Here is a 23,377-nt window from a genome sequence, read left to right on the forward strand (position 1 = left end):
CTCGGGGCCTCGTCAGCATCATGGGCCCGTGCCCTGCGCTTCCTCTGCGTGGTCGATGGCGCGCAGCACGTTCGCGGTCGCTTCGCCGACGCCGAGCCGTCGGGCGTCCGCGAGATCCACGACCGTGTCCACGTCTCGTCGCAGGCTCGGCCAGCCCCCGTCGAGCTCGACCGCACCTGAGGCCCGGTGGGCCGCCCGCGACCGGGGCCCGAACCGCGGGTCGAGGGTCGACCCCGGGCCGGCGGTCACCAGCGTCGTGCCCGTCCCCGAGGTGTCGCACACGAACGCCCGGCGGTGACCCGACGCCTCGGCGAGGGCATCGGCGAGCTCCCCGGTGCGAAGGGCTGGCAGGTCGCCGGCCAGGGCGGCGACCGCGAACCCGCGGTGGGACTCGGCGAGCAGGGACGCCGCGTGTCGAAGCGCTGGGTTGATGCCGGCCTCCGGGGCGTCGTCGATCGGAATGGCGCCGTCGCCTGCCAGCGTCGTTGCCACGTCCGGATCGCCGGTGACGACCCCGACCGCGCCCACGGTGTCGCAGGCCAGTGCGGCCGCGACCGTGTCCCTCAGGAACGCGAGCGCCAGCTCGCGGCGTCGGGTCCCCGCACCCAGCCGGGACTTCGCGTGGATGAGCCGTTTGACCGGCACGACGACCACCCACCGCACCGTGCGATCCTGCCAGTGCGTGCACCGCGCCTCGACACGGGACGGGGCCGCGGGATTGGATGACCCGCACCGTGTCGCGAGACGGGCGGGACGAGCGAGACGAGGAGGAAGCGCGTGGCACAGGCCCGGCTCGGTTTCTGGTTCCGCCTGGCCGTGGCGGTCCTCAAGCCGCTGTCGACCGCGGTGAGCCGCAGGGAGTGGCTGCATCTCGAACGGCTGCCCGCCGAGGGCGGCATCGTCGTCGCGCCCAACCACATCTCCTACTACGACCCGATCGTGGTCTCGCGCGTCCTGTGGGACGCGGGCAGAGCGCCGCGCTTTCTCGCCAAGGCGTCGATCTTCGATGTCCCCTTCGTCGGGCGCGTGCTGCGCGGTGCCGACCAGATTCCCGTCTACCGGCAGTCGGCCGAGGCGGCGACCGCGATGCGCGACGCCGTTGCCGCGGTTCGGCGAGGGGAAGCCGTCGTCGTCTATCCCGAGGGCACCCTCACCAGAGACCCTGCACTGTGGCCCATGACGGGCAAGACGGGGGCGGCCCGGATCGCCCTGGCCACCGGGTGCCCCGTGATCCCGCTCGCCCACTGGGGGGCCCAGCAGATCCTGCCGCCCTACGCCAAGCGCGTGCACATCGGCGTGTTCCACCGCAAGACGATCCGCGCCCTGGTCGGAGAACCGGTCGACCTCTCCGACCTGGCCGACCGGGAGCCCACCGTGGAGGTGCTGCGCATCGCCACCGATCGGATCACCGCGGCCCTCACCGCGGGGGTCGCCGAGCTGCGTGGCGAGCGGCCGCCGGTCTCCCCGGTCGACCGGCACCGGACCGGGCTGCCGGAGACGGGGGACGCCGGTGTCCGCTACGACCCGGACGTGGCCGGATGAGCCGCGTCGCGGTCATGGGCAGCGGCTCTTGGGGGACGGCGTTCTCCCAGGTGCTGACCGATGCGGGCAACGAGGTCGTGGTCTGGGGCAAGGACCCCGACGTTGCCGAGTCCATCAACACCAGGCACGAGAACCCCACCTATCACCCGGGGATCAGCCTGCCGGAGAGCATCCGCGCCACGCTCGACGTCGACGAGGCGCTCGGCCAGGCCGAGATCGTGGTGCTCGCGCTGCCGGCGCAGGTGGTGCGCGAGAACCTGGCCGAATGGCGCCACCGGCTCACCTGGGACTGCCTCCTGGTCAGCCTCGCCAAGGGCATCGAGCTCGGCTCGAAGCTTCGCATGAGCGAGGTCGTCGCCCAGACCGCCGGAGTGCCCGCCGAGCGGGTGGCCGTGGTGTCCGGGCCCAACCTGGCCAGGGAGATCGCGGAGCGCCAGCCGGCCGCGACGGTGGCAGCCTGCCTGAGCGAGACCAACGCCCGCCGCCTCCAGCAGGCGTGCGCCACCTCGTACTTTCGTCCCTACACCAATACCGACGTGATCGGGGTGGAGATCGGCGGGGCGGTCAAGAACGTCATCGCCCTCGCCAACGGGATGGCTTCGGGGATGGGCTTCGGTGAGAACGCCCAGGCCTCGCTCATGACTCGCGGGCTCGCGGAGATGACCCGGCTGGGCGTCGCCCTCGGCGCCAACCCGATGACCTTCCTGGGGCTGGCCGGGGTCGGCGACCTCATCGCGACCTGCCAGTCGCCGTTGTCGCGCAACCGGACGTTCGGGGAGCACCTCGGCCGAGGGCTGTCGGTCGAGGAGACCATCGCGGTCTCGAAGCAGACGTGCGAGGCGGTCAAGTCCTGCCGCCCGATCCTCGAGCTGGCCCAGGGGGCGAGCGTGGACATGCCCATCGGCGAGCAGGTCGTCGAGGTGGTGTGGAACGGCGCGGCCACCTCCACGATCGTCGAGCGGCTGATGTCGCGGGTGCCCCGCCCAGAGATCCGCACCTGAGCCCTCAGCCGGCAGCCCTACGCAGCGCCGTGTCCAGGTCGGCCCAGAGATCCTCGACGTCCTCGATGCCGACGGAGAGCCGGATCAAGGCCTCCGGTACGCCCGTCGGCTCCGCGGCCCATCGCCGGCGGCGCTCGAGTGTCGACTCCACCCCCCCGAGGCTGGTGGCGTGCACCCACAGCCGGGTGCTTGACGCGACCCGTTCGGCCACCACGGCCCCTCCGGCCACCTCCACGCCCACCAGCGAGACCGTGCCGTGCCAGTCCCGTAAGGCGACGTCGTGGCCGAGATGTCCGGCCAGGCCGGGGTGGCGTACGCGCTCGACCGCGGGGTGCCCGGCGAGGCGGTGCGCCAGCTCGACGGCGTTGGCCGAGGAGCGGTCGAGCCGCACCGCGAGGGTGCGCAGCCCGCGCAGGGCCAGCCAGGTCTCGAACGGTCCCGGGATCGCGCCGCGGTCGTGGCGGGCGGCCGACAGCCGCTGCGCGAGCTCCTCGTCGCGGGTCACCGTCGCACCGAGCAGCAGGTCGGAGTGTCCGGCGATGTACTTCGTGGCGCTGTGCACGACCAGGTCGGCACCCAGGTCGAGCGGTCGCTGGACCAGCGGGGTCACCAGGGTGGCGTCAACGGCCACCAGGGCCCCCGCCGCCCGGGCGGCCGCGCCCACGGCCGGTACGTCGGCCACGTCCAGCAGCGGGTTGGTCACCGACTCCAGCCACACCAGGTCGGTCCCGGGCACCCCGCGAAGCAGGCCCGTGAGGTCCGACGGGTCGTACCAGCGCACACGGAGCCGGCCCGAGGCGTCCAGCTGGCGCAGCAGCCCGACCGTCCCCGAGTAGGCGAGGGAGGGCGCGAGCACCACCGCCGACGGACCGACGGTCTCCAGCGCCGCCACGATCGCCGCGATCCCGCTGGCGAAGGCGACCGCCCGCCCGCCCTCGAGGGCTCCCAGCGCCTCCTCGAAGGCCGTCCAGGTCGGGTTGCCCGCTCGCGCGTAGGACAGCTCGCCCTCGGCGTGGAAGGTGGAGGACAAGGTCACGGGCGCGTTCACCGGCGCACCCGGCGCGGCGGGCGGCCGGCCCGCGGTCACCGCGAGCGTCGCGGGGGAGAGGTCCACCGGCGAAGGATAGGGTCCGTTCGCGTGGGCTCCGGCAAGCGGCGGGTGGCGGTCGTCTTCGGCGGCCGCAGCAGCGAGCACGCCATCTCGTGCGTGAGCGCCGGCAGCGTGCTGCGAGCGATCGATCGCGAGGTCTGGGAGGTCGTCCCGGTCGGCATCACCCGCGAAGGCCGCTGGGTGCTGGCGGCCGACGATCCCGACTCCCTCGCGATCCACGGGTCGACGCTGCCCGAGGTCGACGCCGGCGGCTCCGGTGTGGTGCTGGCCGGCGACCCCACCGCCCGGGACCTCGTGGTGGGCGAACCGGGGGAGACCCCGCGGATCCTCGGCGCGGTCGACGTGGTCTTCCCGCTGCTGCACGGCCCCTACGGCGAGGACGGCACGCTGCAGGGCCTGCTCGAGCTGGCGGGAGTGCCCTACGTCGGATCCGGAGTGCTCGCCTCCGCCGCCGCCATGGACAAGGCCGTGATGAAGGTCCTGCTGGCCGGCGCGGGACTGCCGGTCGGCCCGTACGTCGTCGTCCCGGCTCCGCGCCCCGCCACGAAGGACGCCGCCGAGCTGGCGCTGTCCGAGGCGCGGGAACGGCTCGCGCTGCCGGTGTACGTCAAGCCCGCCCGGGCCGGGTCGAGCGTGGGCATCACGAAGGTGACCGACTGGTCGCAGCTGGACCAGGCGATCGCCGCGGCGCGCGAGCACGACCCGAAGGTCCTCCTCGAGGAAGGGATCCTCGGGCGCGAGGTGGAGTGCGGGGTGCTGCAGGAGGAGTCCGGGGCCGTGGACGTCAGCGTCTGCGCGGAGATCCGGGTGGTCGGCGGGCAGCCCTTCTACGACTTCGCGGCGAAGTACCTCAGCGACGCCACCGAGTTCGACGTACCCGCCGACCTTCCCGAGCCGGTCAGCGAGCGCATCCGCGGGCTGGCCCGTGACGCCTTCACGGCGCTCGGCTGCGAGGGGCTGGCCCGGGTGGACTTCTTCGTGACCGCTTCCGGGGAGGTGCTCGTCAACGAGGTGAACACCATGCCGGGCTTCACGCCGGTGTCGATGTTCCCCCGGATGTGGGCGGCCAGCGGGGTCGCCTACCCCGAGCTCGTCGACCGGCTCCTGCGCGCCGCGATGGCGCGTCCGACCGGTCTGCGCTGAGGCTCAGCCGACCGGGACGGCCCTCACCGCCTCGGTGAGATCGGCGAGCGCGTCCGTCGGTGAGGTGTAGTCCTCCGGCACGTCGACCTGCACGTAGGCGACCCGCCCCGTCGTCGTGAAGCGCGTGCCGCGCGTGAGGTTCTGGGCGAACCAGTCCACCCCGTTCACGCTCAGCACCGTGCTGTCGGCCCGAAGCGCCGCCGGTCTCGGCACACCGCACCGAAGCACGATCGGCGGGTCTCCCCAGGCCGCGGTGAGCGGCGAGGGCGGCGTCACCTCCCGGCGGGAGAGCGCGTGCACCCGGTCCGGGAGGTGGGTGGCCAGGTCGGCGCAGGCCGCTGCCGGGGTGGGACCCGGCGACGGCGGGGCGACCGCCACCCGTCCCGGGCCCGCGCAACCGCCGAGGGCCAGCGCAGCCAGCAGGGCTGCGGCCGCTTGGGTGCTCAGAGGTGGACGACGGGGCAGGTCAGCGTCCTGGTGATGCCGTCGACCCCCTGCACCTTGGCCACGACCAGCTTCCCGAGCTCATCGACGCTCTCGGCTTCGGCGCGGACGATGACGTCATAGGGTCCGGTCACGTCCTCCGCGAGGGTGACCCCGGGGATGTCGGCGATCTCGCGGGCCACGCTCGCCGCCTTGCCGACCTCGGTCTGGATCAGGATGTACGCCTGCACGCTCATGGCACCTCCCAGGGGTGTGGCGGACGGGTCGCGTGTGTGCACTGCAACCTACCGCCTCCCCCGGAAAGGACGAATCGGTGGATGCGCGCCCCGAAGTTCCCAGCGTCGCGGGGGTCGGCGAGTTCGGCCTGATCACCCAGGTGACCGCGCACCTGCGCCAGGGACCCTCCGTGCTGCTCGGTCCGGGGGACGACGCGGCCGTGGTCGCCGTCCCTGACGGGCGGGTGGTGGTGACGACCGACGTCCTCGTCGAGGGGCGCCACTTCCGTCGCGACTTCTCCTCGGCGGGAGACGTCGGCCACCGGGCGGCCGCTCAGGGGCTGGCCGACGTCGCGGCGATGGGCGCCGAGGCGACCGCGTTGGTCGTCGGCCTGGCGGTCCCCGGCTCGCTCGAGGCGGCTTGGGTGCTTGAGCTCGCGGAGGGGATGGCGGCCGAGTGCGACCTCGTCGGGGCGAGCATCGTCGGCGGCGACGTGGTGGGCGCGGACACGGTGGTGGTCAGCGTGACCGCCCTCGGGGACCTCGTGGGCCGCACCCCGGTGACCCGGGCCGGTGCCCGCCCCGGCGACGTCGTGGCCGTCGCCGGCCGCCTCGGCTGGGCCGCCGGCGGCCTCGCCGTGCTGCAGCGGGGGTTTCGGATGCCGCGCGCCCTGGTGGAGGCGCACCGGCGTCCGCTGCCGCCCTACGCCGCCGGTCCGCGCGCCGCCCTCGCGGGCGCGCACGCGATGTGCGACGTGAGCGACGGCCTCCTGGCCGACCTCGGGCACGTCGCCGAGGCCTCCGGGGTCTGCGTCGACGTGGACCCGGGTCGCCTCGAGATCGCCCAGCCGCTGCGCGACGCCGGTGCGGCCCTGGGGATCGACCCGTTGGCATGGGTGCTCACCGGGGGCGACGACCACGCCCTCGTCGCGTGCTTCCCGGTGGACGAGCAGCTGCCCGAGGGTTACGCGCCGGTCGGCCGTGTCCTGGCGACGGGTGAGCCCGGCGAGGTCCTCGTCGCGGGGGCCGCGTGGACGGGCGAACGGGGGCACGCCCACTTCCGGTGAGCGGCCCGGTCAGTGCGTCAGCGGGTGACCTTGCCGGCCTTGATGCACGACGTGCACACCGAGATCCGCTTCGGCGTGCCGCCCACCCGCACGCGCAGGGACTGGATGTTGGGGTTCCAGCGCCGCCGGGTGCGCCGGTGCGAGTGGGAGATGCTGTTGCCGAAGCTCGGCCCCTTGCCGCAGATCTCGCAGGTGGCAGCCACGGTGCACAACTCCCAGTCGTCGGTGGTGGGGATGGGTCCCGCGCGATCGCGTCGAGTCTCGCCGGGCCGCCCAGGCCGGACCTTCGGCCGGTCTCGCAGGATACCCGAGCGGCGTCGGGACGGTCCAACGCGTCGGACCGCTACCCTCCGCCCCACCTGTCGCCGCCACCAGGTGCATGCTCGGGGATGGGCTGCGCGAGCGGTGCGCACGCCGGTGAGCGGATGACCAGGCGCCGGACGATCAGCGGAGGAGGCGACGCGATGACCTCGGTGTTGCCCTTCCGGGCCGCCGACGTCCGCCGCGCAGCTGAGGCTGCCCTCGCCGCCTTGGGCCGGACCCGCGCCGAGATCGACTCCCTCAACGTCTACCCGGTCCCCGATCGGGACACCGGGACCAACCTCTACCTGACGGCGGAGGCCGTGCTCGCCGCCCTCCCGGAGGGGGCCGAGACGGTCGATGCCGCGGAGGCCCTGCGGGCGGCCGTCCGCGGGGCCCTCCTCGGTGCCCGCGGCAGCTCCGGCGTGATCGTGTCCCAGCTGCTGCGCGGTGCCGTGGAGGGACTCAGCGAAGGCGGCCCGGCCGTCGAGGCGGTGCGCCGCGCCCTGCGAAGGGCATCGGACGCGGCGTGGGCGGCCGTCGCCGCCCCGGTCGAGGGCACGGTGCTGTCCGTCGCGGCCGCCGTCGCCAAGGCGGCAGAGTCGGTCCAGGCCGACGACCCCCTGCGGGTACTGGCGGAGGCGGTCCGGGAGGCGCACGAGGCACTGGCCCGCACACCGGAGCAGATGGAGCTGCTGCGGGCCGCCGGCGTCGTCGACTCCGGCGCCAGGGGCCTGGTCGTGCTGCTGGACAGCCTCCTCGAGACCGTCTCCGGCGTCGCCCCGCCGCCGGTGAGCGCCCGCGAGGAGGCCCGCCCCCCCGCGCTGCCCCGGCCCGCCCATGACCTGCTGCCCGAGGGCGGGCCGGCGTTCGAGGTCATGTACCTGCTGGAGGCCGACGACGACGCGGTGGAGGCGCTGCGCGAGCAGCTGGCCGGCCTCGGCGACTCCCTGCTGGTCGTCGGCGGCGAGGGGCTGTGGAACGTCCACATCCATGTCGACGACGTTGGCGCCGCCGTCGAGGCGGGCATCCGGGCCGGACGGCCGTACCGGATCGCCGTCACGCACTTCGGCGACCAGCGAGCCCGGGCCGCGGTGCGCCCGGCGGGCGGCCATCGCGTCGTGGCGATCTCCGCCGGTCCCGGCATGACGTCGCTGCTGGAGCGGGCCGGCGCCGTGGTCGTCCCCGCGCCGCCCGGGCGGCGCCCCTCCAGCGCGGAGATGCTCGAGGCGGTACGCCGTACCGGAGCGGCCGACGTCATCCTGCTGCCGCACCACCGCGACCTCCTGCCGGTCGCCGAGGCGGCCGCGGTCGAGGCGCGGGCGGACGGCATCCGCGTGGCCGTCGTCCCGACCACCGCGGCCGTCCAGGTGCTCTCGGCGCTCGCCGTGCACGACCCGGGACGCGCCTTCGGCGAGGACGTCGTGGCGATGACCGCCGCGGCGAGGGCGACCCGCCACGGCGGGGTGACGGTCTCGACGCGCGAGGCGCTCACCATGGCGGGGGTGTGCCGACCCGGAGACGTCCTCGGCCTGCTCGGCGGCGACATCGGCGAGGTTCGGCCCGCCGCCGACGCGACGGAGCGAGAGGAGGCGGTGGCCCTGGTGGCCCAGGACGTGCTGGACCGGCTGCTCGGCCCGGGCGGGGAGCTGGTCACCCTCGTCCTGGGGGAGGAGGCGGAGGCCTCGCTCGGGTCCCGGCTGCAGGGCTACCTCGCCGCCCGGCATCCCGAGGTCGATGTCACCGTCGTCGAGGGTGGTCAGCCGCTCTACCTGCTTCTGGTGGGCGTCGAATGAGGACCTGCGCGTGTCGATGACCGCCCCGGTGGGCCTGGACATGCCACTGCGGGAGGTCCTCGACGCACGCACCGCGAAGGCGCTCGCGGCCGGCCTCGGCCTGCACGACGTCGAGGACCTGCTGCGCCACTACCCGCGCCGCTACCAGGTCAGGGGCGAGCTCACCCCGATCCGCGAGCTGGCCGTCGGTGAGGTCGCGGCCGTCGAGGCCGAGGTCGTGTCGGCGACCAGTCGGAGGCTCGGCGACGCGCATCGCGGCCGTCGGTCGCGGACCCTGCAGCGGGTCGTCGTGACCGACGGGGTGGACACCCTCGAGCTGGTCTTCTTCAACCAGGCGTTCCGGCTCGACAAGGAGTTCCAGGCGGGTCAGCACGCGTACTTCGAGGGCAAGGTGGTCGAGCGCCTCTATCGCGGCCACCGCAGCATCCAGTTGCTGCACCCGAAGATCCTCACCCAGGCCGACGACGTGGACGGCGGGATCACGCCGGTCTACCCGGCGGTGTCCGCGATCGGCTCGGACGCGATCGGAAAGGCGGTGCAGGCCGTCCTCGACCAGCTGGGGCCGCTCGAGGACCCGCTGGGCGAGGACCTCCTCCGCACGCACGGCTTCCCGCCGCTGGGGGAGGCGTTCCGGCTGGTGCACCGTCCCCACGCGGAGGCAGACGCCGCGCGGGCCCGGCGCCGCTTCCGCTTCGAGGAGGCCTACGTCCTGCAGGTGATCCTGGCCCGGCGGCGAAGCAGCGCCCGCGGCCTGCCCGCGACGTCGCGTCGGCCCAGGCCGGGCGGGCTGCTCGACGCCTTCGACGCCCGCCTGCCCTTCGAGCTCACGAAGGGGCAGCGGGAGGTCGGCGACCTGCTGCTGCGCGAGCTCGCTGAGGAGCACCCGATGCACCGCCTGCTGCAGGGGGAGGTCGGCTCCGGCAAGACCGTGGTCGCGGTGCGCGCCATGCTGGCGGTGGTCGACGCGGGCGGGCAGGCGGTGCTGCTCGCCCCCACCGAGGTCCTCGCCCAGCAGCACGCCCGATCGGTCGCCGACCTGCTCGGCCCGCTCGCGCAGCGCGGGATGCTCGGCGGTGCCGAGAACGCGACTCGGATCGCCGTGCTCACCGGCTCGATGGGCAGCGCGGCCCGCCGGCAGGCCCTGCTCGAGGTCGCGTCCGGGGACGCCGGCATCGTCATCGGGACGCACGCCTTGCTCGAGGAGCACGTCCAGTTCTTCGACCTCGGCCTCGTGGTCGTCGACGAGCAGCATCGCTTCGGGGTCGAACAGCGCGCGGTCCTGGCCACTCGCGGCGCTCAGGGCCGCGCGCCGCACGTCTTGGTCATGACCGCCACTCCCATCCCGCGCACCGTCGCGATGACCGTGTTCGGCGACCTCGAGACGTCCACCCTCACCGAGCTGCCGCAGGGGAGGGCGGGGATCGAGACCTTCGTGGTCCCCGCGGGCGACGAGCGGTTCATGCGCCGCGTGTGGGAGCGGATCCGCGAGGAGGTGGCCGCCGGACGGCAGGCCTACGTGGTGTGCCCCAGGATCAGCTCCGCCGACGACTCCCCCGACCGCGAGCGCGGCGGCGGTCGACGGCCGCCGACGGCCGTCGAGGACCTGGCGGCGCAGCTGTCGGCAGGGCCATTGGCCGGTCTGCGCCTCGAGGTGCTGCACGGCCAGCTGCCGCCGGAGGCCAAGGAGGACGTCATGCGCCGCTTCGGGGCCGGGGTGGTCGACGTGCTCGTGGCGACCACGGTCGTCGAGGTCGGCGTGGACGTCCCCAACGCCTCCGTCATGGTGGTGGTCGACGCCGAGGCCTTCGGGGTCAGCCAGCTGCACCAGCTGCGCGGCCGGATCGGGCGCGGCGAGCACCCCTCGTTGTGCCTGCTCGTGACCGACTACGAGGGGGGGCCGGTCCGGGACCGCCTCGACGCCGTGGCGGGGACGCTGGACGGCTTCGCCCTCTCCGAGGTGGACCTGCGCCAGCGTCGCGAGGGCGACCTGCTGGGGGCGGCCCAGTCCGGCCGTCGCCGCTCGCTGCTGCTGTCGGTCCTCGACGACGTCGACGTCATCGAGGACGCGCGGTCGGCCGCCCGGGAGGTCGTCGACGCCGACCCCGACCTCGCCGACCGCCCCGGGCTGCGGCGGGCGGTCGCGAGGACCGAGGCCGAGGAGCGCAGCGAGTTCCTTGACCGGTCCTGAGCTCGGTCGACCGACCGGGCAGGATGCCGCCATGAGCTTCCCGACCCCCGAGGACCGGACCGTCGTGGGTCCGGACGGCGCCGTCATCTCCTACACCGTGAGCGGGCCCGAGGGCGCCCTCCCGGTGGTGGTCCACCACGGCACCCCGGGCAGCGCCAGTCCGTCACGGGAGTGGCTGCGCTCGACCGCCGAGCACGGGCTGCGCCTGGTGACCTACGAGCGCGGCGGCTACGGCGGCTCCTCGCGCCGGCCGGGACGGCGAGTCGTGGACTGCGCCGGCGACGTGGTCGCCCTGCTCGACGCGATCGGCGCCGAGGTCTGCCTGACCTACGGCCGCTCCGGCGGCGGCCCGCACGCGCTCGCCACAGCGGCCCTGCTGCCGGAGCGCGTGCTCGCTGCGGCGTCGGTCGCCGGCGTCGCCCCGTTCGGTGGTCCCGGGATGTCCCGGGAGGAGTGGCTGGCCGGGATGGGGGAGGACAACGTCGAAGAGTTCGACGCCGCCCTGGCCGGCGAGGACGTGCTGCGGCCGTGGCTCGAGGCGCAGCGCCCCGCCATGCTCAGCCTCGACCAGGACGCGGTGACGGCCGCCATGCACAGCCTGCTTCCCCAGGTCGACCTGGCCGTGTTCACGGGCGAGTTCGCCGAGGACACCCTGCGCTCCTTCGCCCGGGCACTCGCACCTGGTGTGGACGGCTGGCTGGACGACGACCTGGAATTCACGCGCGACTGGGGGTTCGACCTCACGAGCATCGAGCCTCCGGTCGCCCTGTGGCAGGGCTCGGCGGACCTCATGGTGCCCTTCGCCCACGGCCAGTGGCTCGCCGATCACGTGTCGGGCGCCGAGGTGCACCTGGTCGAGGGCGAGGGGCACTGGTCGATCCCGGTCGCGGGGCCCGACGGGGTGCTCGCCGGACTCCTGCGCCTGGCGGGGCGCTGACCCGCGTCGTCGGCGGCCACGCCCGCGGCCGGCGCCTGCGTGTCCCCGGCGGTGGGACCCGCCCCACGTCCGACCGGGCGCGCGAGGGCCTGTTCTCGGCCCTCGAGGCGGCGCTCGGCCCCCTCACCGGGCGGCGGGTGCTCGACCTCTACGCCGGGTCGGGTGCCGTCGCCATCGAGGCCCTGTCGCGGGGCGCGTCCCACGCGCTCCTCGTCGAACGAGACGCGGGGGCGGTCGCCGTGGTGCGCCACAACCTCGACGAAGCCGGGCTGCCAGGGGGTCAGGTCATCCGACTGGCCGTGGAGCGGCTGGTCGCCGAGCCGGCTCCTGGTCCGCCGTACGACGTGGTGTTCGCGGACCCGCCGTACTCGCTGCCTTCCGATGCCCTGCGGGCCGTTCTCTCGGACCTGCTCGACCACGGCTGGCTCGCCCCTGGGGCGGTCGTCGTCGTCGAACGCGCCAGTCGGGACCCCGCCTGGGGCTGGCCCGACGGCTTCACCGCCGACCGTGACCGTCGGTACGGGGAGGCGACGCTTTGGTACGGTCACGCCGCCGGCGGGCGTGCCGGAGCGTGAGCGTGAGGGTGGTGCCGTGACCAGGGCAGGACCAGGGCGCGTGCGGCGGGCCGTGTGTCCGGGCTCGTTCGACCCCGTGACCAACGGGCACCTGGACGTGATCGCCCGCGCCGCTGCCCTGCACGACGAGGTGGTCGTCGCCGTGCTCGTCAACCCCGCCAAGCAGACCCTCTTCGACGTCGACGAGCGGATCGCGATGCTCGAGGAGCTCGTCGCCGCGATGCCGGGGGTTCGCGTGGACTCCTGGCACGGGCTGCTGGTCGACTACTGCGGGCACCACGACATCCCCGCCATCGTGAAGGGCCTGCGCGCGGTCAGCGACTTCGACTACGAGCTCCAGATGGCTCAGATGAACTACCGGCTGGCCGGCGTGGAGACTTTGTTCGTCTCGACGAACCCGCTCTACAGTTACCTGTCCTCCAGCCTGGTCAAGGAGGTCGCCCGCCACGGCGGGGACGTCTCGGGACTGGTTCCCGACTCCGTCCTGTCCCGCTTGGCCGCGCGCCTGCGGGCCACGGGCTGAGCCCACCGCCGAGCGAAAGGCCTGCCTCGTGTCCGTCCACGACACCCTCGACGAGCTCGTCGCGCTCGTCGAGGGGGCCCGTTCGATGCCCATGTCGTCGTCGTGCGTGGTCAACCGGGCGGAGGTCCTTTCCCTGCTCGACGAGCTGCGGGCCCAGCTACCCGAGGAGATCGACGCCGCCGCCAACGTGCTGCGCCGACGCGAGCAGGTCGTGGACTCGGGCCGGGCCGAGGCCGACGAGATCATCGCCGCCGCCCACGAGGAGCGGATGCGGCTGGTGTCCCAGACCGAGGTCTACACGCAGGCGCAGCACGAGGCGTCGAGACTGCGCGCCGAGGCCGAGGAGGAGACCCGCCGGCGGCGCGACGAGACCGACGCCTACATCGACGGCAAGCTGGCGACCTTCGAGATCACCCTCAGCAAGACCCTGGCCGCGGTCACGCGGGGGCGCGAGCGCCTGCGCGACGAGCACTCCGACGACCCGGTCGACGACCGGCCCCTCCCCGGGGACTGAGCCACGGTTTGGGGCTGCGACACGGGCTCGACTACCCTCGGACGCTGGTCGTCCCGCCCGGGGCGGCCCTTCACCGTGCCCGTCGGCTTCGTCGAGGGGCACCTGAGGGTGTGAGGGTCCCATCGTGCACCGCCTCGACGCGCGTGCCCCGCTCGTGCTCGACACCAGGGAGCTGGGGCGGCGGGCCGGGACCATGCGCGAGATGGTCCTCACCGTTTCGGCCCCGCCGGACCTCGGGCTGGCCGTCATCGCCGTGCCCGAGGGCTCACCCCTCAAGCTGGACCTGCGGCTCGAGGCGGTGGTCGACGGGGTGCTCGTGACGGGGACGGCGCGAGCCGGTCTCGTCGGGGAGTGCGTGCGCTGCCTGGACCCCCTGACCTCGCGGGTGGAGGTCAGTTTCCAGGAGCTGTACGTCTACCCCGGCGAGCACGTACCGCCCGGGGCCGACGGCGAGGACGAGGAGGGCGCCGCCCAGCTCGTCGGCGACCTGCTCGACCTCGAGCCGGTCGTGCGGGACGCGCTGGTGCTGGCCCTGCCGTTCCAGCCGGTCTGCGAGCCCGACTGCCCGGGGCTGTGCGCCGAGTGCGGCACGCGGCTGGCCGACGACCCGCTGCACCGCCACGCGTCTGCCGACCACCGCTGGGACGCGCTGCGGGACCTGCTGGGGCCGACCGAGGCGGGGACCGGCATCGTGAGCACCAGTCAGATCATGAACACACGTCAGCTCGCCCACACGAGTGACATCGAGAACAGCGACATCGAGAACATCAGCGACATCGAGAACATCTGCGACATCGAGAAGGAAGAGGGCTGACCAGTGGCCGTCCCGAAGAGGAAGACCTCGCGCAGCAACACCCGCTCGCGACGTGCGCAGTGGAAGGCCGCCCCGCTGACCCTCACCGCCTGCGACCGGTGCCGCCAGCCCAAGCTGCCCCACCGCGCCTGCGCGAACTGCGGTACCTACGACAAGCGGCAGATCCTCAGCGTCTGATCCTCAGCGTCTCATCTTCATGGCGCCCTAGAGGGCGCCCTGACCCGCAGGAGCGGCAGCACGTGGCTGAACCGGCGAGCGTGACCCGGACCTCCTCGTATGCGTCCCTCGAGACGCGGCTGGGCGTGCCGGTCGACCACGACCTGCTCGTCCGAGCGCTGACCCACCGCTCCTACGCCTACGAGAACGGTGGGCTGCCCACCAACGAGCGTCTCGAGTTCCTGGGCGACTCGGTGCTCGGCCTGGTGGTGACCGACACGTTGTTCCGTGCCCACCCGGACCTGCCGGAAGGCCAGCTGGCCAAGCTGCGGGCCGCCGTGGTGAACATGCGCGCCCTCGCCGACGTCGCCCGTGGGCTGGGCCTCGGCTCCTTCGTCCGCCTCGGCAGGGGCGAGGAAGCGACCGGCGGGCGCGACAAGTCCTCGATCCTGGCGGACACCGTCGAGGCGGTCATCGGCGCCGTCTACCTCGACCGCGGCCTCGATGCCGCCGCCGACCTGGTGCACCGCCTCTTCGACGAGCTCGTCGAGGAGGCCTCCGGCCGGGGGGCCGGACTTGACTGGAAGACCTCGTTGCAGGAGCTGACCGCCACCCTCGGCCTCGGTGTCCCCGACTACCAGGTGAGCGAGGAGGGTCCTGACCACGAGAAGACGTTCACCGCGGTGGTCCGAGTCGCCGGGCTCGATCGGGGCAGCGGGATCGGGCGCAACAAGAAGGAGGCCGAGCAGGGGGCCGCGGAGGCCGCCTGGACCGCCTTGCGCCGACTCGTGCCGGACCAGCCCTCCGGCGACGCCGGCACAGCGCCCGGCTGAGGCGTGCCCGAGCTCCCCGAGGTCGAGGTCGTGCGTCGCGGCCTCGACCGCTGGGTCACCGGCCGGACCATCCGGCACGTCGAGGTCCTGCACCCACGAGCCGTACGCCGCCACGTGGCGGGCGCCCCAGACCTCGTCGCGCGCCTGGAGGGCCGCCGCGTCCTGGGTGCGTCGCGACGGGGCAAGTACCTCTGGTTGCCGCTCGCCGAGCGGCCCCCCGCTGCTCCCGCAGAGGCGCTGGTGGCCCACCTCGGCATGAGCGGCCAGCTGCTGGTCGAGCCACCCGAGGCGCGACCGGAGGCTCACCTGCGCGTGTGTGTCGACTTCACCGACGGCGGGCCGCAGCTGCGCTTCGTCGACCAGCGGACCTTCGGCGGGCTCGCCCTCCAGGCACTCGTCGACGACGGGAACGGCGGCCGGGTCCCGGCCGGGGTCGTCCACATCGCGCGTGACCCGCTCGACCCGGCGTTCGACGACGACGCCTTCGTCGCTGCGCTTCGCGCCCGGCGGACGGGGCTCAAGCGCGCCCTGCTCGACCAGGGCCTCGTCTCCGGCGTCGGGAACATCTACGCCGACGAGGCGCTCTGGCGCGCCCGCCTGAATGGCACCCGCGCGACGGCCTCGTTGCGTCCCACCGAGGTGCGCCGGCTGCTCGCCGCGGTCCGGGAGGTGATGACCGAGGCGCTCGCGCAGGGCGGGACCTCCTTCGACTCCCTCTACGTCAACGTCAACGGGGAGAGCGGGTGGTTCGACCGCTCCCTGGCGGTGTACGGGCGCCGCGACCAGCCCTGCCCGCGCTGCGGCACTCCGGTGCGCCGGCAGGCGTTCATGAACCGCTCCTCGTACTGGTGCCCGACCTGCCAACCGCGCCCCCGCCACCCTCATCCGTGAGGTCCCCCGCGACACACCCGTTCGGGGGATCCGGCGGTTGACCACCTGCCGTCCCGAATGTCACTCTGAGGTCACGGCCGTCGCAGCACGCCCAGATCGACGCTGCTCGGCCGGGCGGCGGCCCGCCCGCCCAGCATCTCGACACCTGTCCGCATCGGCGCACGCCCTGACCCCTCGTCCTGGAGGCCCTTCAATGGCGAAGGCCCTGTTCGGCCACCTCGGCCCTGCCAACTCCTCTGCGGTCGAGCTGGCGCTGTTGCGCCGGCGAGTACGCGAGCTCGAGGACGAGGTGGCGAGGCTGAGCGCTGCGAACAGCGCTCTCACGAGCCTGATCACCGAGGAGCATCTCGACCTCGACGCCGCGCACGACGTCCGTGTCGGCGCCCCCGCCTGACCCTCCGCACCACCCGCCCCACCGACCTCGGCGCCTGCTCGCCGGGTCGCCGTAGCGGCCATCTGGCGCTTCCCTCCGGGGAGCGCGAGCCACCGGGCGCCCCCCTCCGGGGAGCGCGAGCCACCGGGCGCCCCCCTCCGGGGAGCGCCGTGTCGCGTCGGGCACCTCCCGCGGGCCGCGTAGGCTCGGCTGTCGGCTTCCCCGCCACGCTCGGCCCAGGAGAACCGCTCCGTGCATCTGAAGAGCCTCACCCTGCGGGGCTTCAAGTCCTTCGCGGCCTCGACGACTCTTCGCTTCGAGCCCGGCATCACCTGCGTCGTCGGGCCGAACGGCTCCGGCAAGTCCAACGTCGTCGACGCGCTCTCCTGGGTGCTCGGCGAGCAGGGCGCCAAGACGCTGCGCGGCGCCAAGATGGAGGACGTCATCTTCGCCGGCACCTCCGGGCGTGCCCCCCTGGGCCGAGCCGAGGTGCTGGTCACCATCGACAACTCCGACGGGGCCCTGCCCATCGACTACTCCGAGGTCACGATCTCGCGGATCATGTTCCGCGGCGGCGGCTCGGAGTACGCCATCAACGGCGAGGCCTGCCGGCTGCTGGACGTCCAGGAGCTGCTGTCCGACTCGGGCATCGGCCGGGAGATGCACGTCATCGTCGGACAGGGCCAGCTGGACGCCGTCCTGACCGCCACGCCGGAGGAGCGCCGGGGCTTCATCGAGGAGGCGGCCGGGGTCCTCAAGCATCGCAAGCGCAAGGAGAAAGCGCTGCGCAAGCTCGAGGCGATGAGCGCGAACCTCACCCGGCTGCAGGACCTGACGGCCGAGCTGCGTCGCCAGCTCAAACCCTTGGGCCGGCAGGTGGAGGTGGCGCGCCGCGCTGCGGTGATCCAGGCGGACGTGCGGGACGCGCGGTTGCGCCTCCTCGCCGACGACCTCCTCGCCATGACTCGTTCGCTCGAAGCGGAGATCGCTGACGAGACGGCCCTTCGCGAGCGCCGCCAGGCGGTCGAGCAGGAACACTCCCGCCTGCGCGAGCGGGAGGCGGCGCTGGAGGAGGCCGCTCGCTCGGACGTGACGGCGCTAGCCGCCGTGCAGGAGACCTACTTCCGGCTGGCGTCCCTCCGCGAGCGGCTGCACGGCACGGCCGCCCTGGCGGCCGAGCGCTCCCGCCGACTCGCGGAGGAGCCGGAGCGTGCCGTCGCAGGTGACCCGGACCAGCTGGAGGCGGAGGCCGCCTCCGTCCAGGCCGAGGCGGGCCGGCTCCGCCAGCGGCTCGAGGCGGACACCGCCCAGCTGATGACCGCCCAAGAGCTGCTGGGCGTCGCCGAGCAGGACCTGCGCGCCGAGGACCAGCGGCTGGCCGCTCTCCAGCGCGCCGAGGCCGACCGCCGGGAGGGTCTGGCTCGCCTCTCCGGCGACGAGCGCACCGCCCGGGGGCGGGTCGAGACCCGCTCCGCCGAGATCGAGCGCCTCGGCTCGGCCCTGGCGCAGGCCCGCACCAGGGCCGAGGAGGCGCAGCGGGCGTTCACCGCCCTCGAAACCCAGGTCGCCGGCATCGACGAGGGTGAGGTCGATCTCGACGCCGAGCACGGGGCGGCTGCAGCCGAGCTGGCGGCCGCCGACACCGCCCTCGCCGCCGCCCGCACCGAGGCGGCCGACGCCGAGCGGGAGCGGGCCGCCGCCCAGGCCCGCGCCGAGGCGCTGCGCAGCGCCCTCGCGCCCAAGGACGGCGCCGCGGCGCTCCTGGCGGCCTCGGCGGAGGTCTCGGGACTGCTCGGCTCCATCGCCGCCCTCGTCTCCGTGGAGCCGGGGTGGGAGACGGCGGTCGCCTCGGCCCTCGGCGGCGCGGCGGACGCCGTCGCCGTCCGTGACCTGCCCTCCGCGGTGGCGGCGCTCAGCGTGCTCCGGGAGCGCGACCAGGGGCGGGCGACCCTGCTCGTGGCTGCACTCGACGAGACCTCCCCGGAGCCGGTCGTCGCGGGTGGCCCGCGTCCGGTTCTCTCCGCGGTGCAGGCGCCGGCGACGCTGCGCCCCGCCCTGGCCCGGCTGCTCGAGGGCATCGTCCTCGTGGCCGACCTCCCAGCCGCCGAGGACCTGCTCCGGCGCCACCCTGACCTCACCGCGGTCACGCGTGAGGGCGACTTCGTGGGTCGACACACCGCTCGCGGCGGCTCGGCGGCGGCCCCCTCGCTGCTGGAGCTGCAGGCGGCGGTCGAGGAGGCCACCGCCGCCTTCGCCGCCGCCGGCCACCGGCTCGAGCGCGCCCGCTTCGAGCTGGCCCGGGCCGAGGACCGCCAGCGAGCGGCCGCCGACCGCGTGGAGGCGGCCCTCGAGCGCCTCCACGAGTCCGACGCCCGCCTGGCCGCGGTCGAGGAGCAGCTGGCCCACCTCGGGGCGACGGCGCGGGCAGCCGGCGGGGAGGCGGAGCGCCTCGTCGTCGCCCTCGCCGCCGCTGAACAGGCGCGGGCAGAGGACCAGCGACGACTCGACGAGCTGACCTCCCGGCTCGCCGCGGCCTCGGCCGAGCCGGTGGCCGGCGAGGAGATCGACCTGCGCCCGTCCCTGGTCGACCGGGTCGCCGACGCGCGGCAGACCGAGCTCGACGCCCGGCTGGCGGTCCGGACCGGCGAGGAGCGGGTGCGGGCGCTCGGCGAGCGCGCGGAGGCGCTTCGGTCGGCCGCCGTGGCCGCCCGCGAGGAGCAGGCCCGCGCAGCGGCGCGTCGGGAACGAGCCAAGGTCCAGGGGCAGGTCGCCGCGGCGGTCGCCGCCGGGGCTCGAGTCGCCCTCGGCGCCCTCGAGGGTTCGCTCACGCGCGCAGCGAGCGAGCGGGGCGCTGTCGAGCGCGACGGCGCGGCGCACGCCGAGGAGCTGCGCGAAGCCCGTACCCGGCTTCGTGAACTGGCCGAGGAGCTGGAGCGACTCACTGACTCCGTCCACGCCGACGAGGTCGCTCGGGCCGAGCAGCGGCTGCGGATCGAGGTGCTGCAGACCCGGGCCGTGGAGGAGCTGGGGGTCGACCCCGAGACCCTGGTCGCCGAGTACGGCCCCGACCAGCCGGTCCCCGTCACCGAAGCCCAGACCGGTGACGGCACCGAGGAATCGCGGACCGAGGAGCCGGTCGTGGCGAAGACCCGGCCGTACGTCCGCGCGGAGCAGGAGAAGCGCCTGCGCACCGCCGAGCGCGAGCTGGCCGTCCTCGGCAAGGTGAACCCGCTGGCCCTGGAGGAGTACGCCGCGCTCGAGGAGCGGCACGTGTTCCTCACCGAGCAGCTCGAGGACCTGCGCAAGACCAGGCGGGACCTGCTCGACATCATCCGCGAGGTCGACGAGCGGGTCGAGGCGGTCTTCGCCGCCGCCTGGGAGGACACCGCGCGCGAGTTCGAGCAGGTCTTCGCCCGCCTCTTCCCGGGCGGGGAGGGCCGCCTGGTGCTGACCGACCCCTCGGACCTGCTGACGACCGGTATCGAGGTGGAGGCCCGCCCGCCCGGCAAGAAGGTCAAGCGGCTGTCGTTGCTGTCCGGCGGCGAGCGGTCTCTGACCGCCGTCGCCCTGCTCGTCGCGATCTTCAAGGCCAGGCCCAGCCCCTTCTACGTCATGGACGAGGTCGAGGCAGCCCTGGACGACACCAACCTGGGGCGGCTCATCACCTTGCTCGAGGAGCTGCGCGAGTCCTCCCAGCTCATCGTGGTCACCCACCAGAAGCGGACGATGGAGATCGCCGACGCGCTCTACGGCGTGACGATGAAGGGCGACGGGGTCACCGAGGTGATCAGCCACAGGCTCCGGGAACCGGAGCTCGTGTGAGCAGGCTCCGGGAACCGGAGCTCGTGTGAGCAGGCTCCGGGAACCGGAGCTCGTGTGAGCAGGCTGCGGGAACCGCAGCTCCGGTAGCCGACCCTGGCTCGTCGCCGGCCGGCGGGCGCGGCGGTCGCCTCGGTCCTGAGAGGATCCGCGCGTGGAGTTCGTCGTCATCGCCCTCGTGATCCTCGCCATCCTCGTGCTGCTCGGCATCGGGCTGGTCACCTCGCGACGGCGACGGGAGCTGACGCGTGAGGCACCGCCCCCGGTGGTCGCACCGCCGGCCGAGCCGCGTGCCCCGGCTGCCGCGACGAGCGCCGGAGGTCTGGCCGAGGCCCCGCCCGCGCCTGTCCTGGAGGTCCCCGAGGCGCCCGCCAGCCGGCTGGTCCGGCTGCGTGCCCGTCTGGCTCGCTCGGGCTCGTCCCTGGGCCTGGGGCTGCTGACCCTGCTTTCGCGCGACCATCTCGACCAGGCCACCTGGGACGAGGTCGAGGAGACCCTGCTCCTGTCCGACCTCGGGGTCGGCCCGACGGCCCAGCTCGTGGAGCGGCTGCGCACCACGGTTCGTGTGGACGGGGTGAAGGACCCGGCCGAGGTACGGGCGCTGCTTCGTGAGGAGCTGCTCGCGCTCGTGGACCCGTCGATGGACCGCGCCCTGCACCTCGACCCGCAGGAGTCGGGGCCGGCCGTGGCGCTGGTCGTGGGGGTGAACGGCACGGGCAAGACCACGACGACCGGGAAGCTGGCGAGGCTCCTGGTCGCCGAGGGCCGCAGCGTCCTGCTCGGCGCGGCCGACACCTTCCGCGCCGCGGCCAGCGAGCAGCTGCAGACCTGGGGCGAGCGCGTCGGGGCCGAGGTGGTCCGCGGCCCGGAGGGCGGCGACCCGGCGAGCGTCGCCTTCGATGCGGTGCGGACCGCCACCGACGATCACCTCGACGTGGTCATCGTCGATACCGCTGGGCGCCTGCACACCAAGACCGGTCTCATGGACGAGCTGGGCAAGGTCAAGCGGGTGCTCGAGCGTCAGCGCCCGGTCGCGGAGGTGCTCCTCGTCCTCGACGCGACCACCGGGCAGAACGGTCTGGTCCAGGCGCGTGTCTTCGCCGAGGTGGTCGACGTGACCGGGGTGGTGCTCACCAAGCTCGACGGCACCGCCCGGGGCGGGATCGTCGTACAGGTCCAGCGTGACCTCGCGGTGCCTGTGAAGCTCGTCGGACTCGGCGAGGGGCCGGACGACCTGGCCCCCTTCGACGCCGAGACGTTCGTGGACGCGCTGCTGGGCGGCTGACCGGCCGATCGTTCACACGACGTTCACAGAAGTCAGGGCAACGACATCTCCCGGTAACAGCCGACACTCCGACGGGAAACGCGCCGACGCCAGTCTTCCCCCACGTTCGGGCGAAGGGCCCGTGAGGGGAGACATCGATGCTTCTGGCAGCTGACCCGCTCCAGAGTCCGGGTGGCGACACGGCATGGGTGCTGGCGAGCGCCGCGCTCGTGCTGCTCATGACCCCCGGCCTGGCGTTCTTCTACGGCGGCATGACGCGCGCGAAGACCACGCTCAACATGATGATGATGTCGGTCATCACGATCGGCATCGTCAGCATGCTGTGGACGGCCTTCGGGTTCTCCGTCGCCTTCGGCAACACGGGCAACGGGTTCTGGGGTGGCCTGCACGACGTCGGCATGGGCGAGCTCATCGGCAAGGTCGCCACCAACGGTGGGATCTACCCGATCCCCGCGCTGGCGTTCTCGATGTTCCAGCTCATGTTCGCCATCATCACGCCCGCACTGATCTCCGGCGCCATCGCCGACCGCGCGAAGTTCCTCAGCTGGGGGATCTTCGTCACCTTGTGGGCGAGCCTGGTGTACTTCCCGGTCGCGCACTGGGTCTTCGACTTCGGCGGCGCCCAGCTGCTCAAGGAGGGACCGGGCTGGCTGGCCAAGCTCGGCGTCGAGGACTTCGCCGGTGGGACGGCCGTGCACATCAACGCCGGCGCCGCCGGCCTGGCCTTGGCGCTCATCCTCGGCCGGCGAGCCGGCTGGCCGAAGGCGCCGTTCCGTCCGCACAACGTGCCCGCGGTGCTGCTCGGCGCCAGCCTGCTGTGGTTCGGCTGGTTCGGGTTCAACGCCGGTTCCGCGCTGGCGGCCAACCAGACCGCCGCGCTGGCCTTCACCAACACCCAGGTCGCGACGGCGGCCGGTGTCCTGGGCTGGCTGCTCGTGGAGAAGCTGCGTGACGGCCACCCGACCACGGTCGGTGCCGCCTCCGGTGCGGTCGCCGGCCTGGTCGCCATCACCCCGGCCTGTGCCTTCATCGTCCCGTGGTCGGCGATCCTGCTGGGCCTGCTCGCCGGCGCCATCTGCGCCCTCGCGGTCAGCCTGAAGTTCCGGATCGGGTTCGACGACTCCCTCGACGTGGTTGGCGTCCACATGGTCGGCGGGATCATCGGCTGCCTGTTCCTCGGCTTCTTCAGCACCACGCGGTCGCTGTACGCCACGACGAACGGCTTGTTCTACGGCGGGGGGCTGCACCAGCTGTGGATCCAGACCGTCTCCGCGTCCTCCGTGCTCGCGTACTCCTTCGTCATGGCGCTGATCATCGGCCTGGCGATCCACAAGACCATCGGGTTCCGGATCGATCCAGAGGCCGAGGCCGGCGGCATCGACCTGGCCGAGCACGCGGAGACCGCGTACGAGTTCAGCGGCTTCGGTGTGGGCGGGGCCGGCGTGGGCAACCTGAGCAGTGGCACGGTGCACGTGCCCGGAGAGAGGGTGGGGGCATGAAGCTCGTCACCGCGGTCATCAAGCCGTTCAAGCTCGACGACGTGAAGAGCGCGCTGGACGCTTTCGGCGTCCACGGGCTCACGGTGTCGGAGGCATCGGGGTACGGCCGCCAGAAGGGCCACACCGAGGTCTACCGTGGCGCGGAGTACACCGTCGACCTCGTACCGAAGGTCCGGATCGAGATCCTGGTCGACGACGCGGATGCCGAGGACGTGGTGGACGTGGTCGGCAAGGCGGCGCAGACCGGCCGGATCGGGGACGGCAAGATCTGGGTCACCCCGGTCGACGCCGTCGTCCGGGTGCGTACCGGCGAACGCGGGGCTGAGGCTCTCTGAGGCCGGCGACCCGATC

The 23,377-nt window shown here is 73.8% G+C and carries 24 protein-coding genes; 19 read left to right on the forward strand and 5 right to left on the reverse strand.

The features are described from left to right. Positions 1-18 precede the first annotated feature (18 nt). Positions 19-663, reverse strand: coding sequence for a 2-phospho-L-lactate guanylyltransferase (gene cofC / locus VMI11_05845; protein ID HTY71932.1), 645 nt, complete (start codon positions 661-663; stop codon positions 19-21). A 114-nt stretch (positions 664-777) separates the two neighbouring features. Between cofC and VMI11_05850 the strand changes: the two genes are divergently transcribed. Continuing rightward, on the forward strand, positions 778-1,542 hold the full coding sequence (locus tag VMI11_05850; GenBank protein ID HTY71933.1) for a lysophospholipid acyltransferase family protein: 765 nt from the start codon (positions 778-780) through the stop codon (positions 1,540-1,542). After that, on the forward strand, positions 1,539-2,543 hold the full coding sequence (locus VMI11_05855) for an NAD(P)H-dependent glycerol-3-phosphate dehydrogenase (GenBank protein ID HTY71934.1): 1,005 nt from the start codon (positions 1,539-1,541) through the stop codon (positions 2,541-2,543). Before VMI11_05850 ends, VMI11_05855 begins: the two co-directional genes overlap by 4 nt. Before the next feature lie 4 nt (positions 2,544-2,547). On the opposite strand, the gene VMI11_05860 is transcribed toward VMI11_05855, so the two are convergent. Next, positions 2,548-3,657 (reverse strand): PLP-dependent transferase, encoded by a 1,110-nt coding sequence (locus VMI11_05860; protein ID HTY71935.1) that lies wholly within the window; start codon positions 3,655-3,657, stop codon positions 2,548-2,550. A 24-nt stretch (positions 3,658-3,681) separates the two neighbouring features. Between VMI11_05860 and VMI11_05865 the strand changes: the two genes are divergently transcribed. After that, positions 3,682-4,797 (forward strand): D-alanine--D-alanine ligase family protein, encoded by a 1,116-nt coding sequence (locus tag VMI11_05865; protein HTY71936.1) that lies wholly within the window; start codon positions 3,682-3,684, stop codon positions 4,795-4,797. Positions 4,798-4,800: 3 nt separating this feature from the next. Here VMI11_05865 and VMI11_05870 read toward each other — a convergent pair whose 3' ends face one another. Further along, the gene (locus tag VMI11_05870; protein HTY71937.1) at positions 4,801-5,262 is read right to left on the reverse strand and encodes a DUF3515 family protein; all 462 of its coding nucleotides are present in this window, start codon (positions 5,260-5,262) and stop codon (positions 4,801-4,803) included. Beyond that, positions 5,241-5,477, reverse strand: coding sequence for an Lrp/AsnC ligand binding domain-containing protein (locus tag VMI11_05875; protein HTY71938.1), 237 nt, complete (start codon positions 5,475-5,477; stop codon positions 5,241-5,243). The genes VMI11_05870 and VMI11_05875 overlap by 22 nt, the downstream gene beginning before the upstream one ends. A 77-nt stretch (positions 5,478-5,554) precedes the next feature. On the opposite strand from VMI11_05875, the gene VMI11_05880 reads away from it, so the two are divergent. Then, a complete protein-coding gene (locus tag VMI11_05880) occupies positions 5,555-6,523 on the forward strand; it encodes a thiamine-phosphate kinase (protein HTY71939.1) in 969 nt (322 codons plus the stop codon). Positions 6,524-6,540: 17 nt separating this feature from the next. Here the strand turns inward: VMI11_05880 and rpmB are convergent, their stop codons facing one another. Next, positions 6,541-6,726, reverse strand: a complete 186-nt coding sequence (gene rpmB / locus VMI11_05885; protein ID HTY71940.1) for a 50S ribosomal protein L28 — start codon at positions 6,724-6,726, stop codon at positions 6,541-6,543. A gap of 261 nt (positions 6,727-6,987) precedes the next feature. Here rpmB and VMI11_05890 point away from each other — a divergent pair, with 261 nt between their 5' ends. The 15 genes from VMI11_05890 (at position 6,988) to VMI11_05960 (ending at position 23,361) form a co-directional block, all read left to right on the forward strand. Next, positions 6,988-8,619: a DAK2 domain-containing protein gene (locus VMI11_05890; GenBank protein ID HTY71941.1), complete on the forward strand. Its 1,632-nt coding sequence runs from the start codon at positions 6,988-6,990 to the stop codon at positions 8,617-8,619. A 16-nt stretch (positions 8,620-8,635) separates the two neighbouring features. Further along, positions 8,636-10,807 carry an ATP-dependent DNA helicase RecG gene (locus tag VMI11_05895; GenBank protein ID HTY71942.1) on the forward strand — a complete coding sequence of 724 codons (2,172 nt, stop codon included), beginning with the start codon at positions 8,636-8,638 and terminating at the stop codon, positions 10,805-10,807. Between the two features lie 31 nt (positions 10,808-10,838). Beyond that, entirely contained in the window at positions 10,839-11,744 is a 906-nt protein-coding gene (locus VMI11_05900) for an alpha/beta hydrolase (protein HTY71943.1), read from the forward strand. Continuing rightward, positions 11,741-12,319 (forward strand): 16S rRNA (guanine(966)-N(2))-methyltransferase RsmD, encoded by a 579-nt coding sequence (gene rsmD / locus VMI11_05905; protein HTY71944.1) that lies wholly within the window; start codon positions 11,741-11,743, stop codon positions 12,317-12,319. Before VMI11_05900 ends, rsmD begins: the two co-directional genes overlap by 4 nt. A gap of 40 nt (positions 12,320-12,359) precedes the next feature. Beyond that, positions 12,360-12,842: a pantetheine-phosphate adenylyltransferase gene (gene coaD, locus VMI11_05910; protein HTY71945.1), complete on the forward strand. Its 483-nt coding sequence runs from the start codon at positions 12,360-12,362 to the stop codon at positions 12,840-12,842. A 28-nt stretch (positions 12,843-12,870) separates the two neighbouring features. After that, entirely contained in the window at positions 12,871-13,356 is a 486-nt protein-coding gene (locus tag VMI11_05915) for a hypothetical protein (GenBank protein HTY71946.1), read from the forward strand. 124 nt (positions 13,357-13,480) lie between these two features. Further along, a complete protein-coding gene (locus VMI11_05920) occupies positions 13,481-14,170 on the forward strand; it encodes a YceD family protein (GenBank protein ID HTY71947.1) in 690 nt (229 codons plus the stop codon). 3 nt (positions 14,171-14,173) lie between these two features. Continuing rightward, positions 14,174-14,347 carry a 50S ribosomal protein L32 gene (rpmF, locus tag VMI11_05925; GenBank protein ID HTY71948.1) on the forward strand — a complete coding sequence of 58 codons (174 nt, stop codon included), beginning with the start codon at positions 14,174-14,176 and terminating at the stop codon, positions 14,345-14,347. 62 nt (positions 14,348-14,409) lie between these two features. Continuing rightward, positions 14,410-15,159 carry a ribonuclease III gene (rnc, locus tag VMI11_05930; GenBank protein HTY71949.1) on the forward strand — a complete coding sequence of 250 codons (750 nt, stop codon included), beginning with the start codon at positions 14,410-14,412 and terminating at the stop codon, positions 15,157-15,159. 3 nt (positions 15,160-15,162) lie between these two features. Further along, positions 15,163-16,050 (forward strand): bifunctional DNA-formamidopyrimidine glycosylase/DNA-(apurinic or apyrimidinic site) lyase, encoded by an 888-nt coding sequence (gene mutM, locus VMI11_05935; protein HTY71950.1) that lies wholly within the window; start codon positions 15,163-15,165, stop codon positions 16,048-16,050. Between the two features lie 193 nt (positions 16,051-16,243). Beyond that, positions 16,244-16,444, forward strand: coding sequence for a hypothetical protein (locus tag VMI11_05940; protein HTY71951.1), 201 nt, complete (start codon positions 16,244-16,246; stop codon positions 16,442-16,444). A gap of 231 nt (positions 16,445-16,675) precedes the next feature. Continuing rightward, a complete protein-coding gene (gene smc, locus VMI11_05945; protein HTY71952.1) occupies positions 16,676-20,245 on the forward strand; it encodes a chromosome segregation protein SMC in 3,570 nt (1,189 codons plus the stop codon). Between the two features lie 151 nt (positions 20,246-20,396). Beyond that, the gene (gene ftsY / locus VMI11_05950; GenBank protein HTY71953.1) at positions 20,397-21,527 is read left to right on the forward strand and encodes a signal recognition particle-docking protein FtsY; all 1,131 of its coding nucleotides are present in this window, start codon (positions 20,397-20,399) and stop codon (positions 21,525-21,527) included. A gap of 137 nt (positions 21,528-21,664) precedes the next feature. Continuing rightward, positions 21,665-23,026, forward strand: a complete 1,362-nt coding sequence (locus tag VMI11_05955) for an ammonium transporter (protein HTY71954.1) — start codon at positions 21,665-21,667, stop codon at positions 23,024-23,026. Next, a complete protein-coding gene (locus tag VMI11_05960) occupies positions 23,023-23,361 on the forward strand; it encodes a P-II family nitrogen regulator (GenBank protein HTY71955.1) in 339 nt (112 codons plus the stop codon). Before VMI11_05955 ends, VMI11_05960 begins: the two co-directional genes overlap by 4 nt. Positions 23,362-23,377 lie beyond the last annotated feature (16 nt).

The organism is Actinomycetes bacterium, from assembly GCA_035506535.1.
Lineage (GTDB): Bacteria > Actinomycetota > Actinomycetes > DATJPE01 > DATJPE01 > DATJPE01.

Excerpts from the sequence above, each read along its gene's own strand:
- VMI11_05855 (HTY71934.1), top strand. The coding sequence starts at position 1,539 with ATGAGCCGCGTCGCGGTCATGGGCAGCGGCTCTTGGGGGACGGCGTTC.
- VMI11_05875 (HTY71938.1), bottom strand. The coding sequence starts at position 5,477 with ATGAGCGTGCAGGCGTACATCCTGATCCAGACCGAGGTCGGCAAGGCG.
- VMI11_05890 (HTY71941.1), top strand. The coding sequence starts at position 6,988 with ATGACCTCGGTGTTGCCCTTCCGGGCCGCCGACGTCCGCCGCGCAGCT.
- VMI11_05895 (HTY71942.1), top strand. The coding sequence starts at position 8,636 with ATGACCGCCCCGGTGGGCCTGGACATGCCACTGCGGGAGGTCCTCGAC.
- VMI11_05900 (HTY71943.1), top strand. The coding sequence starts at position 10,839 with ATGAGCTTCCCGACCCCCGAGGACCGGACCGTCGTGGGTCCGGACGGC.
- VMI11_05940 (HTY71951.1), top strand. The coding sequence starts at position 16,244 with ATGGCGAAGGCCCTGTTCGGCCACCTCGGCCCTGCCAACTCCTCTGCG.
- VMI11_05955 (HTY71954.1), top strand. The coding sequence starts at position 21,665 with ATGCTTCTGGCAGCTGACCCGCTCCAGAGTCCGGGTGGCGACACGGCA.
- VMI11_05960 (HTY71955.1), top strand. The coding sequence starts at position 23,023 with ATGAAGCTCGTCACCGCGGTCATCAAGCCGTTCAAGCTCGACGACGTG.